The following is a 12,432-nucleotide window of genomic DNA, read 5'->3' as shown; positions in this document are numbered from 1 at the left end:
CTGTGCGGCCGCACTGACGGCGGCGCGGGCGAGGTCGCGTAGTCTCGTTCTGTGCTCCTCGCCATCGACACCTCCGCCGGCACCTCGGTCGCCGTCGTCTCGGGAGACCTCGTGCTGGCCGAGCGGTCGACCGAAGACACGATGCGCCACGCCGAGGTGATCGGCGAGCTCATCGCCGGCACCCTCGCCGACGCCGCCGTCGACCCCTCCGCGCTCGCGGCGGTGGTCGCGGGAATGGGCCCCGGGCCCTTCACCGGTCTCCGGGTCGGCATCGCCGCCGCGCGCAGCTTCGCCTGGGCGCGCTCACTGCCGCTCGTGCCCGCGGTGAGCCACGACGCCGTCGCCCTCGAGGAATGGGAATCGGGAGCCCGCGGGCCGGTGCTGGTGGTGACGGATGCGCGCCGTCGCGAGCTCTACTGGTCGAGTTACGACATCGGCGAGGCGGGCCCGGCTCGCACCGATGGGCCCGGCCTGTGCAAGCCCGACGAGCTGCCCTACCCGGAGTTCAGCCGCATCGATGCCACGCAGGTGAGCGCGGGAGCACTCGCCCGATCCGTCCGGCCGTCGTTCGAGCGCGGCGACGCCGCCGAGTTCACCGAACCGCTCTATCTGCGCTCACCCGACGTCACGATGCCCGGCCCGCGCAAGAGGGTGTCGTGATGGGCGCCGCCGACGCCACGGACACGGGTACCGGCTCGGGCGCGGTCGCCCTGCGTCGCGCCACGCTCGACGACCTCGACGCCGTGATGCTGCTCGAGCGTCGCTCCTTCGAGAGCGACGCCTGGTCGAGCGACTCGATGGCGCGCGAGATCGACAGCGTGCACGGGCACTACCTGGTGGCGATCGACGAGGGGGGCGCGCTGCTCGGCTACGCCGGGCTGCTGGCACCCCGAGGGGGAACCGACGCCGACATCCAGACCATCGCCGTGGCCGAGCACGCTAGGGGCCGCGGGCTCGGGAGGCGGCTGATGGCTGGTCTTCTGCGGGAGGCCAGGCGGCGCGGGGCGCAGAGCGTCTTCCTCGAGGTGCGCGCCGACAACCCGGTGGCCCACGGGCTGTACCTCTCGCTCGGCTTCAGCGACATCGCGGTGCGGCCGAACTACTACCAGCCCGACGGAGTCGATGCGATCGTGATGAAGGCCGAGCTCGACGACCAGCTGCTCCGCGAGCCGGTGGTGCTCGGCATCGAGACCTCGTGCGACGAGACCGGTGTCGGCATCGTGCGCGGCAGCACCCTGCTCGCCAACGTGATCGCCTCCTCGATGGACGAGCACGCGCGCTACGGCGGCGTCGTCCCCGAGGTCGCGGCGCGAGCCCACCTCGAGGCGATGACCCCCACCCTCGACGCCGCGCTCGCCGAGGCCGGTCTCGGCATCGCCGAGATCGACGCCATCGCGGTGACCAGCGGGCCCGGCCTCGCCGGCGCGCTGATGGTGGGGGTGGGCGCCGCGAAGGCGCTCGCGGTCGCCACCGGTAAGCCGCTGTACGCCGTCAACCACCTCGTGGGGCACGTCGGCGCCGACGTGCTGGCCGACGAACCGATCGAGTACCCCACCATCGCGCTGCTCGTCTCGGGCGGGCACACCTCACTGCTCGTCGTGCGCGATCTCGTCGACGACGTCGAGCTGCTCGGCGAGACCATCGACGACGCGGCGGGAGAGGCCTTCGACAAGGTGGCGCGCATCCTCGGTCTTCCTTACCCGGGCGGGCCGCAGATCGACAAGGCGGCGGTCGGGGGCGACCCCAAGGCCATCCACTTCCCGCGCGGGCTGATGCACGCGAAAGACCTCGATGCCCACCGTTACGACTTCTCGTTCTCGGGCCTCAAGACCGCGGTGGCGCGCTGGGTGGAACGAGCGCAGGACGCGGGGGAGGCCGTGCCGGTCGCCGACGTGGCGGCCAGCTTCCGCGAGGCGGTCGTCGACGTGCTGCTCACGAAGGCGTTCCGGGCCTCGGCCGACCTCGGCATCCCCCGGCTCCTCCTCGGCGGCGGGGTGGTCGCGAACGCGCGCGTGCGCGAGGAGGCGGCGGCGCGGGCCGCTGCGCAGGGCGTGAGCCTCCGCATCCCCCCACTGTCGCTGTGCACCGACAACGGAGCGATGATCGCGGCGCTCGGGGCGCAGCTCATCGCCGCCGGCCACGCCCCGTCGACTCTCGGCTTCGGCGCCGACTCGACGTTGCCGGTGACCGAGATCCAGGTCGACAGGGCGCACTCACAGGACTGACCGGTTGTACTTCCCAGGCGGAAGTGTTACGCAGCCGTTGACAGTGTCAGAACGGTGCTGCCACGATAGGTCGGTCAACGCGTTTCCCTCGACCTTGGAGCCCCACAGTGACTCAACCGAACCCCGGCTACACCCCCGCGGCGACCGGCCCGAAGACCAACGTCCTCGCCATCGTCTCGCTCGTGACCGCGATCCTGGGCTTCAACGTGATCGCGATCATCCTCGGCGCGATCGGCCTGAGCCAGATCAAGAAGACGGGCGAGTCGGGTCGTGGCCTGGCGATCGCCGGCATCATCATCGGTGCCGCCTGGATCGTCATCTGGATCATCATCATCATCGCGATCGTCGTAGCAGGTGCGGCGAGCACGACGATCACCACGTACTGATCGGATGGGCGCAGGTGGCGGAGACGCCGCCTGCGCCTAATCTGTTAACCGGGCCGGCCGGCAACCGCCGCATGGCCGTCGACGCAGAAGGGCAGTCCCGTGAGCGACTCGAACAACACCACTCCGACCGGCGGAGAGCCGCCGGTCCCCCCGGTGCCGCCGCCTGGCGGTTACCAGCAGCCTCCGGCGCCGTCGTACACGCCGCCGCCGGCTCCGGCCTACCAGCCGCAGACCGCGCCGCCGCAGTCGGCCCCGGCGCAGCACCCCGGGTACGGGCAGCAGCCCCCTCAGGGAGGCGGTTACGGACAGCAGCCCCCCGCCCAGCAGCCGTACTACGGCTACCAGGCTCCCGCGGCCCCGCCCACCAACACCCTGGCGATCGTCACGATCATCCTGGCGTTCCTGTTCTCCGTCGCGGGAATCGTGACGGGGCACATCGCCCTCAAGCAGATCGACCGCACGGGCGAGTCGGGCCGTGGCCTCGCGAAGGCAGGCCTCATCCTGTCGTACGTGTTCACCGGCCTCGGTCTGCTGGCGGTCATCGCCTACATCGTGTTCTTCATCTTCATCTTCGCGGTAGCGGGAACGGGCACCTACTACAGCTACTGAGCGCAGCGCGGCTTCGGGCCGTCGGCGAACGGATGCGCGCCATCCGCGCCGGCGGCCTTCGTCGTCACGGGGTGGTCGGTATCCGTTCGACCAACAGGGCGCGGTGGGCGCCCTCCAGACGCGTGAGCACCACTGTGGCCGACATCGAGCCCTTGAGGGCGAGACGGCGGCGCAACGCCGCGGGGTCGACGTCGGTTCCGCGCTTCTTGATCTCGAGGGTGCCGATGTCGCGCTTCTTCAGCTCCTTCTTGAGCGCCGCCTCGGAGGCGGGAAGCACCTCGAGCACTCGGAACGCCGTCGCGAAGGGGGTCGGCACGAGCTCGTCGCCCGTGAGGTAGGCGATTCCCGGTGAGAGCATTCCCGCGCCCAGACGCTCGGCGAGTTCGCCGAGCAGGCGCGCCCGGATGAGCGCACCGTCGGGCTCGTAGAGGTGGGAACCGAGTTCGCGAACCTCGGCGTCGGGGCTGTCGGCCGGCGCGGAGAGCTCCGCGGCGCCGTCGGCGGAGAGCACGAGGGCGGAGCGCCGCACCTCGTCGCGGGCCAGAGCGCCGAACCACAGACCCATCTCGACGAGCTGGCCGTCGACCGACACCCACTGCGCCTCCGCGGTCGCGGGGATGAGCCCCCGATCGAGACCGGGGCCGAGCTTCACACCGGTGGGGAGGCGCTCGGCGAGGGAGAAAGCGAACTCGAGCGAGGGGGAATAGTCGTCGGGCCGGGTGATGCGGCTCGTGTTCGAGGTGCCCGAGGTGCGACGGGCCGGGTCGAGGTAGACGCCGTCGAAGCCCGTGAGGTCGGTGGTCTCGGCGTCTCCGAGCACCACCTCGGTGCCCTCGAAGGCGGCGAGGTTGTAGCTCGCCAATGCTGCGGTGACCTCGTCGCGTTCGACACCCGTCACCGAGATGCCGAGGGCCGCGAGCGCCAGGGCATCGGTTCCGAGGCCGCAGCCGAGGTCGGCCACCCTCGTGAGCCCGGCATCCCGGTACCGGCCCGCGTGCACAGCGGCGACCCGCAGTCGAGTCGCCTGCTCGAGCCCGGCCGGGGTGTAGAGCAGGCGGTGGGCGAACGGCCCGAACTTCGCCGCAGCCTTCTCGCGCAACCGCGACTGGGTGAGCACCGCAGCCACCAGCTCGGGCGGATGACCCGCCTTCCGGAGGGCGGAGACCTGCGCGGAGCCGCCTCCCACGGTGTAGCCGGGAAGGGAGTCGAGCAGCCTCAGCCCGTCGGGGGTGAGCAGCCGTGCGAGCTCCGCCGTGTCCATCCGGCAACCGTATCAAGGCACGTCGATTGTCTGGCACTCACGTTGCGCGAGTGCCAACAGTGCCTCTAAACTCGCATTAGCACTCTCCAATCGCGGGTGCTAACCCAGACGTTTTGTAACTGAGAAAGAAGAGGTCAACCGTGTCGGTCTCCATCAAGCCGCTCGAGGATCGCATCGTCATCAAGCAGGTCGAAGCTGAGCAGACCACTGCTTCCGGTCTCGTCATCCCTGACACCGCCAAGGAGAAGCCCCAGGAGGGCGAGGTCGTGGCCGTGGGCCCCGGCCGCATCGACGACAACGGCAACCGCGTGCCGCTCGACGTCGCCGTGGGCGACAAGGTCATCTACTCCAAGTACGGCGGAACCGAGGTCAAGTACGGCGGGGAAGACTTCCTCGTGCTCTCGGCCCGCGACGTGCTCGCGGTCGTCGTGCGCTGACGCACCACCTCTCGTAGGAAGAACCCGGACGGCCTCGGCCGCCCGGGTTCTTCTGCGTTGCGGCGGGCACACGCATTCCGGCGGCGTGTGCGCGGCGGAGGCGGCGGGTTCGCGGCGGAGTAGAGTGACGCGGTGACCCAGCCCGCCCCGCCCGACCGTCTCTCGATCGGCGGGACGGATGCGGAACGCGCCCGGTCGGGGCTGCTCTACGCTCTCGGCGCCTACGTACTGTGGGGAGTGTTCCCGCTCTACTTCCTGCTCATGCGGCCCGCCGGGGCCTTCGAGGTAGTGGCCTGGCGCATCCTGTTCTCCCTCGTCTTCTGCGCCGTGCTGCTCACCGTGACCCGGGGGTGGGGCACCCTCGCGGGCATCGTTCGGCAGCCGAGGCTCCTTCTCGTGATGGGGCTCGCCGGCGCCCTGATCTACGTGAACTGGCAGACCTACATCCTCGCCACCCTGAGCGGCCAGGTGGTGGAGAGCTCTCTCGGTTACTTCATCAACCCCATCGTCACGGTGCTGCTCGGAGTGGTGGTGCTGCGCGAGCGACTGCGCCCGCTGCAGTGGGCGGCCGTATCGGTGAGCGTCGTCGCCATTCTCGTGCTGGCCGTCGCACACGGCTCGGTGCCGTGGATCGCGCTCGTGCTGGCGGGCTCGTTCGGGCTCTACGGGCTGGTGAAGAAGCACGTGGGCCCCCGCATCGACGCCGTGAGCGGGCTCACCCTCGAGACCGCGTGGCTCACTCCGGTGGCCGTGGTGGTGCTCGTCGTCGTGGGCCAGGTCGGTGGGCTCGCCTTCGGCGCCCATGGGTGGCTGCACATGGCCGTCCTGGTCTCCTCAGGCGTCGCCACGGCGGTTCCGCTGCTCCTGTTCGCCTCCGCCACCAGACGCCTTCCCCTCGTGGTCGTGGGCCTCACCCAGTTCATCGCCCCGGTGCTGCAGTTCGCGATCGGCGTCTTTCTGCTTCAGGAGCCGATGCCCGTCGCGCGCTGGGTCGGCTTCGGCGTCGTCTGGGTCGCGGTCGTCCTGCTCGTCATCGACATGGTGCGGGCCGCGCGCACCTCGCGCCCCGACGCCGTGGAGCAACCGATCTGAGCGATTAGGCTGATTCGAGCATGACCCGAGAAGCCCTGATCCGGCGGAGCCGCCGACCAGCCGACGGCAGCGCGACGACGCTCGCCTCGGCCGCCGTCGCGCTCCTGGCGCTCATGCTCGCCGGATGCGTGGGCGACGCCGGGGCGGTCGAGGACGAGACGACCCCCGCACCCGTCGCCACCATGGGGCAGCCCATCCCCACCGGCGACGGGGTGCTCACGATCGGCGCGCTGGTGCCGCTCACGGGGGCCGACGCCCCGGTGGGTGCCGCGGCGCTCGCCGGCATGGAGCTCGCGGCGCGCGACATCCACTCCGCCGGTGGTGTGCCCGGAACCCGCATCGTCATCATCCACGCCGACACCGCGGCCCCCGGCGCACTCGCCGGTCTCGCCGCCCGGGGAGCCGACGTCGTCGTCGGCGCGCTGAGCGACGACGCGCTCGCGGCTGCCGGAGACGAGGGGAGTGCCGCGGGTGTCGCGGTGCTCGGTCTTCATCCGGGCACCGAGATCGGCGACGCGGAGTTCGAGGAGCGCCTCCGCGGTTCCGACCCCGGCCTCGTCTCGACCGCCTCGGGGCTTGAGGGTTATGACGCGGTGATGCTCATCGCGCTCGCGGCGCTGGCCTCGGGCGACGACGGGGCCGTGTCGATCGCCCGTTTCCTCCCCGAGGTCGCCGCGGGGGAGACCACCTGCGCGAGCTTCGGAGCCTGCTCCGACGCGCTCCGCTCACGCCTCAGCGTGCGCTACACCGGCGCGCTCGGCACACTTCCCGCCACGGCGCCGGTGTCGCTCGGGGCCGGCGGGTGACAGCAGGTCACCGGAAGGTAACGATTCGGTCGCGTTACATGCATGTAACACCGACGTATTGTTCGAGCGCCGAATGCCGCATAACGTGAACCCACGGTCGATTCTTCGAGTCTGCCGAGAAAACTGCATTCACTTCTCTGAAGGAGCACCATGAGCGTATTCGCGAAGGTCACCACCTCGCGCTCGAAGCCCCTGTCGATCGCTGCGGGAGTCGCCGCGTTCAGTGCCACCGCACTGCTGCTGGCTTCCTGTGCATCGTCAAGCCCCAGCACCGACGGTGGGGAGACGGCAGCGGCCGCCCTGTGCGGTCCCGACGCGGCGACCGCAGCAGCCGACGTCACGCCCGCCACTCCCGAGGCCGCGCAGTCACGCGCGGTGAGCCTGAAGATCGGCTCGATCCTCCCCACCACCGGTAGCCTCGCCTTCCTCGGCCCGCCCGAGATCGCGGGTGTCGACCTGGCAGTCGCCGAGATCAACGCCTCGGCACCCGGCGTGCTCGGCGGCAACGTCGAGGTCATCCACCGCGACTCCGGCGACACCACCACCGACATCGCCACCCAGTCGGCGACCGACCTGCTCAGCCAGGGCGTCGCGGGCATCGTGGGCGCCGCGTCGTCGGGTGTGTCGTTCACCTTCATCGACCAGGTCACCGGCGCCCAGGTCGTGCAGGTGTCGCCCGCCAACACCTCGCCCGACTTCTCGACCTACGCCGATGGCGGCTACTACTTCCGTACCGCTCCCTCCGACGTGCTGCAGGGCCGTGTGCTCGGCAACCTGATGGTCAACGACGGCGCCACCAACGTGGGCATCATCTACCTGAACGACGCGTACGGCTCCGGCCTCGAGAGCAACGTGCAGACGGCGATCGAGAACGCCGGCGGCACCGTCGTCGCCTCGGAGGCCTTCAACGAGGGCGACAGCCAGTTCAGCTCGCAGATCGACGCCGTGCTCGCCGAAGACCCCGACGCCATCGCGGTGATCGCCTTCGACCAGACGAAGGTCATCATCCCCGAGCTCGTCGGCACCAAGGGCTTCGACGGCAGCAAGGTCTACTTCGTCGACGGCAACCTGGCCGACTACTCGGCCGACTTCGACGAGGGAACGCTGAACTGCGCCAAGGGCACGCTGCCCGGCGTGCTCGCCGACGACAGCTTCAAGGCGAAGCTGCTCGGCATCAACCCCGACCTCACCGACTTCAGCTACGGCGCCGAGTCGTACGACGCGGTGAACCTGATGGCGCTCGCCGCCGTCGCGGGTGGTTCGGCCACCGGCCCGGTCATCCAGGCCAACATGCAGGCGGTCTCGGAGGGCGGCACCAAGTGCACCTCCTTCGCCGAGTGCGCCGACCTGCTCGCCGCCGGTGAAGACATCGACTACGACGGTGTCTCGGGCCCCATCACCTTCGACGAGAACGGTGACCCGACCGAGGCCTACATCGGCATCTACCAGTACGGTCAGGACAACACCTACGCTCCGCTGAACGTGGAGTTCGGCTCGCTCGCGGGCTGACACTCGGCCGGCGGTCGAATCAGAAGGCCCGGTCCCCTCGGGGGCCGGGCCTTCTGCTGTACCCTGCGGGTGTGGCCGAGAGTGCACCCGCCAAGACCGACTTCAAGAAGACCCTCGACTGCTACCGGGCGGAGCGCGGGCGGTTCAGGGTGATCGAGGTGCCACCGCTCAGATATCTCATGATCGACGGCGCCGGAGACCCCAACACCTCCGACGACTTCACCCGCGGGGTCGAGGCGCTCTACCCGCTCGCCTACCGCCTCAAGTTCGCCAGCAAGCGGGAGCTCGGCCGCGACTACGTCGTCATGCCGCTCGAGGGGCTCTGGTGGGCCGACGACATGGCGAGCTTCACCTCGGCCCGCGACAAGTCGCGCTGGAGCTGGACGCTCATGATCATGGTTCCCGATTGGACCACCGACGACGCCTTCGCCGCGGCAGTCGCTTCCGTGGCCTCAGCCGGCGCCGAGGCGCCCGCAGCGCTCGCGGGAGTGCGCCTCGAGACCCTGGCGGAGGGACGGGTCGTGCAGACGCTCCACGTGGGCTCCTACGACGACGAGGCGCCCCTCCTGGCGCGTCTGCACGACGAGTTCATCCCGGGGGAGGGGCTGCGGATGCGCGGCCGCCATCACGAGATCTACCTCAGCGATCGCCGGCGCACGGCACCGGACAAGCTCAGGACGATCCTGCGTCAGCCCGTGGAGTGACCGCGTCGGAGACCCGCAGCCAGTCGTCGACCGTGGTGAAGTCAAAGGGTTCGACTACCGAAGCCTCGCCGTCGATGAGCGTGTAGCCCGACACCCGCCCGTCGGCGCGCCGGTAGTTGCCGACCTCGACCGCGACGCCGCCGATCTCGCCGCGGAACCGGCGGAGCGCCCTGCCCGGGCTGTCGGAGTAGCGCAGACCCGGAACGCTCGGCGCCGCCGCCCCGCGCTCATAGCGGAGACCGTTGCTCGCGGCGACCGCGGCGAGCCGGTACTCCCGCACGAAGGTGCGCAGTCGCGTGCCTCTCGCACACAGTGCCGCAGCGATGGCGGAGCCCGCCGACAGCGCCACGCCCACCACCACGAGACGCGTCGGGGCGCCCCAGGCTCGGAGGCCGAGGGTGACGGCGGCGAACAGCACCATCAGCGCGGTGTAGCTCACCCCGCCGAAGCAGGGCCGCACCCGAACCCGGGGGTGGAGCCCTTCACGGTCGCGTCGGTGCTCCCGGAGCTCGGCACGGGTGGGCTGGCAGGCGAGAGGGCGCAGATCGAGCATGAGTGAGATTATCTCATCTCATGCTCGATCGCGCGAGGGCTGTCCCGGGTGTCAGTGCCCCTGGTCGGCGGCGAGGGTGCCGAGGTAGAGCTCGATGACCTTCGGGTCTTTCATGAGCTCGCGGCCGGTGCCGGTGTAGGCATCGCGGCCCTGGTCGAGCACGTAGGCGCGATCGCAGATCTGCAGGCAGCGCCGGGCGTTCTGCTCGACCATGATCACCGAGACCCCGGCGCGGTTGATCTGGTGCACGCGCATGAAGGTCTCGTCCTGCCGCACGGGCGACAGGCCCGCGGAGGGCTCGTCGAGCAGCAGAACCGAGGGTTCCATCATGAGCGCGCGGCCCATCGCCACCATCTGGCGCTCACCGCCCGAGAGCGAGCCGGCGCGCTGCTTGCGACGCTTGCCGAGCTCGGGGAAGAGCGCGGTGACGAAGTCGAAGCGTTCGGCGAAGATCGACGGCTTCTGGAACAGCCCCATCTCGAGGTTCTCCTCGATGGTGAGGCTCGGGAAGACGTTGTTGTTCTGCGGCACCATGCCGACGCCCTTGGCCACCAGCTTGTTCGCTTTGAGGCCCGTGATGTCCTCGCCCTTCAGCACCACCCGGCCGCCGCGGATCTTGATCTGGCCGAAGATCGCCTTCAGCACCGTCGACTTGCCGGCGCCGTTCGGCCCGATGATGCCGATGAGCTCACCGGGGAACGCCTCGATCGTGCATCCGTTCAGGATGTTCACGCCGGGAAGGTACCCGCCCACCAGGTTCTCGGTCTTCAGCACCGCCTCGCCGCGGTCGGTGGGAGCGAGGGTGTGGCCCCGGGACGGCTCCTGCGCGAGCAGCTCGGTCTCGTCGTTGACCTCGTTCGGGTTGATGTCGCTCATCGGTTCTTCTCCTCCGACTGGGGCTGCCCGGGCGGCGTCGAGCCGGAGTCGCCGTAGCCTCCGGCCTCGGCGGTCTCGGGATGCGCCTCGTGCGCCTTGCGCTCGGCCTCGAGCACCGGGTTCGGGCCGTCCTCCATGAGGTCGCCGAGGTCGGTGTCGTGGTGCGCGCCGAGGTAGGCGTCGATCACCGCGGGGTCTTTCATGACGGTCTCGGGCGGACCCTCGGCCACCACGCGGCCCTCGGCCATCACGACCACCCAGTCGGAGATGTGCATGACCATGTGCATGTCGTGCTCGACGAACAGCACCGAGGTGCCGTCGTCTTTCAGGTTCTTGATGTGCCCGAGCAGCGATTGCGTGAGCGCCGGGTTCACTCCCGCCATCGGCTCGTCGAGCATGATGAGCTGCGGGTTCGACATCAGCGCGCGTGCCATCTCGAGCAGCTTGCGCTGACCGCCCGAGAGCGAGGCCGCGTAGTCCTCCCGCTTGGCGTCGAGCTTGAACCGCGCGAGGAGCTCGTCGGCCTTGGCCGTGTTCTCCTCCTCCTGCTTCCTCCACAGGCCCTTGAACAGCGAGGCGAACAGCTTCTCGCCCTTCTGACCCGTGGCGCCGAGCAGCATGTTCTGCAGCACCGAGAGGCGCCCGAGCGACTTCGTGAGCTGGAAGGTGCGCACCATTCCCGCCCGCGCCACCTTGAACGCCGGCACGCCAGCGAGCGACATGCCGTCGAACTCCCAGGTGCCGGTGTTCGGCTTGTCGAAGCCCGTGAGCAGGTTGAACATCGTGGTCTTGCCGGCGCCGTTCGGGCCGATGAGTGCGGTGATCTTGCCGCGCGGAATCTCGAGGTGCTTCACGTCGACCGCCTTCAGGCCGCCGAACTGACGGGTGACGCTGTCGGCGATGACGATGGGGTCGACCTTCGCGCATCCCGGGCCGACCTCGCCCTTGACGAGCGGATGCGTGACGCCGGCCACCGGGACGGTGGACTCTGCTGGATTAGACACTGAAGGACAGCTCCTTCTTGTTACCGAAGATGCCTTGCGGCCTGAAGATGACCAGGAGCATCAGCGCCACACCGACGAGGATGAAGCGGATCTGCCCGGCCTGGGTGGTGGAGAGGAACCCGAGGGCCCCCGACTCGATGGCGCCGTAGAGGATGCCCTGGGTGAGCGAGAGCACGACCCAGAAGATCATCGCTCCGACGATCGGGCCGAAGATGGTGGCCGCGCCGCCGAGCAGCATGATCGTCCAGATGAAGAAGGTGAGACCGGTGGTGTAGTTCGCCGGCTGCACCGCCCTCGGCAGGATGAAGATGATGCCCGCCACCGAGCCGAGCACGCCGCCGATGACGAGGGCCTGCATCTTGTAGCTGTAGACGTTCTTGCCGAGGCTGCGCACCGCATCCTCGTCTTCACGGATGCCCTTCACCACGCGGCCCCAGGGGCTCCGCATGAGCAGCCAGATGAGCACGCTGGCGAGCACCACGAGCGTCCAGCCGACGATGCGCACCCACCAGTCGTACTCGTTGTAGGTGAACGGGCCGAAGCCGTAGGTGCCCTGCGGGATGGGGTTCACCGCCGCGAAGGTGCCCTTGAAGCCGGAGAGGCCGTTGGCGGCACCGGTGAAGTCGGTCAGGCCCGTCGTGGTGACGATGTACCTCACCACCTCGGCGCTCGCGATGGTGACGATGGCCAGATAGTCGGCCCTCAACCTCAGGGTCGGGATGCCCAGGATGAACGCGAAGATCACCGAGCAGACGATGGCGCAGAGCACCGCCACGATGAGCGGCGCACCCGCGAGCGTCGGGATGGCGAAGCCGTAGGCGCCGATGAGCAGGAAGGCGGCCTGACCGAAGTTCAGGAGGCCCGTGTAGCCGAAGTGCACGCCGAGGCCGATCGCCGCCAGGGCGTAGGCAGCCGTGGTCGGGCTGATGAGCTCGCCGACGGCGTTGCCGAAGATGTTTCCCCAGTCCAT

The 12,432-nt window shown here is 69.6% G+C and carries 14 protein-coding genes and 1 pseudogene; 10 read left to right on the top strand and 5 right to left on the bottom strand.

Going from position 1 to position 12,432, the window contains the following annotated elements:
* Nucleotides 1-51: 51 nt before the first annotated feature.
* The 5 genes and pseudogenes from tsaB (at nt 52) to ABFY20_RS16345 (ending at nt 3,220) form a co-directional block, all read left to right on the top strand.
* The gene (tsaB, locus tag ABFY20_RS16365; protein WP_368497288.1) at nt 52-660 is read left to right on the top strand and encodes a tRNA (adenosine(37)-N6)-threonylcarbamoyltransferase complex dimerization subunit type 1 TsaB; all 609 of its coding nucleotides are present in this window, start codon (nt 52-54) and stop codon (nt 658-660) included.
* A pseudogene (gene rimI, locus ABFY20_RS16360) lies at nt 660-1,133 on the top strand (ribosomal protein S18-alanine N-acetyltransferase); the annotation flags it as partial. The gene tsaB and the pseudogene rimI, both read left to right, overlap by 1 nt.
* Entirely contained in the window at nt 1,134-2,225 is a 1,092-nt protein-coding gene (gene tsaD, locus ABFY20_RS16355) for a tRNA (adenosine(37)-N6)-threonylcarbamoyltransferase complex transferase subunit TsaD (protein WP_368499811.1), read from the top strand.
* Nucleotides 2,226-2,332: 107 nt separating this feature from the next.
* Nucleotides 2,333-2,611, top strand: a complete 279-nt coding sequence (locus ABFY20_RS16350; protein ID WP_368497287.1) for a DUF4190 domain-containing protein — start codon at nt 2,333-2,335, stop codon at nt 2,609-2,611.
* A 99-nt stretch (nt 2,612-2,710) separates the two neighbouring features.
* Nucleotides 2,711-3,220, top strand: coding sequence for a DUF4190 domain-containing protein (locus ABFY20_RS16345; RefSeq protein WP_368497286.1), 510 nt, complete (start codon nt 2,711-2,713; stop codon nt 3,218-3,220).
* Between the two features lie 64 nt (nt 3,221-3,284).
* Here the strand turns inward: ABFY20_RS16345 and ABFY20_RS16340 are convergent, their stop codons facing one another.
* Nucleotides 3,285-4,481, bottom strand: a complete 1,197-nt coding sequence (locus tag ABFY20_RS16340) for an SAM-dependent methyltransferase (protein WP_368497285.1) — start codon at nt 4,479-4,481, stop codon at nt 3,285-3,287.
* A 140-nt stretch (nt 4,482-4,621) separates the two neighbouring features.
* Between ABFY20_RS16340 and groES the strand changes: the two genes are divergently transcribed.
* The 5 genes from groES to ABFY20_RS16315 all read left to right on the top strand — a co-directional run bounded on the left by groES (nt 4,622) and on the right by ABFY20_RS16315 (nt 9,029).
* Nucleotides 4,622-4,918, top strand: coding sequence for a co-chaperone GroES (gene groES, locus ABFY20_RS16335; protein WP_207454201.1), 297 nt, complete (start codon nt 4,622-4,624; stop codon nt 4,916-4,918).
* 165 nt (nt 4,919-5,083) lie between these two features.
* Nucleotides 5,084-6,010 (top strand): EamA family transporter RarD, encoded by a 927-nt coding sequence (rarD, locus tag ABFY20_RS16330; RefSeq protein ID WP_368499810.1) that lies wholly within the window; start codon nt 5,084-5,086, stop codon nt 6,008-6,010.
* A gap of 20 nt (nt 6,011-6,030) precedes the next feature.
* Nucleotides 6,031-6,816 (top strand): ABC transporter substrate-binding protein, encoded by a 786-nt coding sequence (locus ABFY20_RS16325; protein ID WP_368497284.1) that lies wholly within the window; start codon nt 6,031-6,033, stop codon nt 6,814-6,816.
* 150 nt (nt 6,817-6,966) lie between these two features.
* Nucleotides 6,967-8,325: an ABC transporter substrate-binding protein gene (locus ABFY20_RS16320; RefSeq protein WP_368497283.1), complete on the top strand. Its 1,359-nt coding sequence runs from the start codon at nt 6,967-6,969 to the stop codon at nt 8,323-8,325.
* 71 nt (nt 8,326-8,396) lie between these two features.
* Nucleotides 8,397-9,029 (top strand): GyrI-like domain-containing protein, encoded by a 633-nt coding sequence (locus tag ABFY20_RS16315; RefSeq protein ID WP_368497282.1) that lies wholly within the window; start codon nt 8,397-8,399, stop codon nt 9,027-9,029.
* Here ABFY20_RS16315 and ABFY20_RS16310 read toward each other — a convergent pair.
* Genes ABFY20_RS16310 through ABFY20_RS16295 form a run of 4 tightly spaced genes read right to left on the bottom strand, consistent with a single transcriptional unit; the run spans nt 8,998 to nt 12,432 of the window.
* Nucleotides 8,998-9,582, bottom strand: coding sequence for a hypothetical protein (locus ABFY20_RS16310; RefSeq protein ID WP_368497281.1), 585 nt, complete (start codon nt 9,580-9,582; stop codon nt 8,998-9,000). The genes ABFY20_RS16315 and ABFY20_RS16310 overlap by 32 nt on opposite strands.
* 51 nt (nt 9,583-9,633) lie before the next feature.
* On the bottom strand, nt 9,634-10,458 hold the full coding sequence (locus tag ABFY20_RS16305; protein WP_368497280.1) for an ABC transporter ATP-binding protein: 825 nt from the start codon (nt 10,456-10,458) through the stop codon (nt 9,634-9,636).
* Complete coding sequence (locus ABFY20_RS16300; RefSeq protein WP_368499809.1) at nt 10,455-11,432, bottom strand: ABC transporter ATP-binding protein; 978 nt, start codon at nt 11,430-11,432, stop codon at nt 10,455-10,457. The genes ABFY20_RS16305 and ABFY20_RS16300 overlap by 4 nt, the downstream gene beginning before the upstream one ends.
* A 22-nt stretch (nt 11,433-11,454) precedes the next feature.
* Nucleotides 11,455-12,432 carry a branched-chain amino acid ABC transporter permease gene (locus ABFY20_RS16295; protein WP_171703662.1) on the bottom strand — a complete coding sequence of 326 codons (978 nt, stop codon included), beginning with the start codon at nt 12,430-12,432 and terminating at the stop codon, nt 11,455-11,457.

Source organism: Herbiconiux sp. A18JL235 (assembly GCF_040939305.1).
Lineage (GTDB): Bacteria > Actinomycetota > Actinomycetes > Actinomycetales > Microbacteriaceae > Herbiconiux.
Note: the sequence above shows the minus strand (reverse complement) of the source record. Positions and strands in the feature narration are given on the sequence as shown.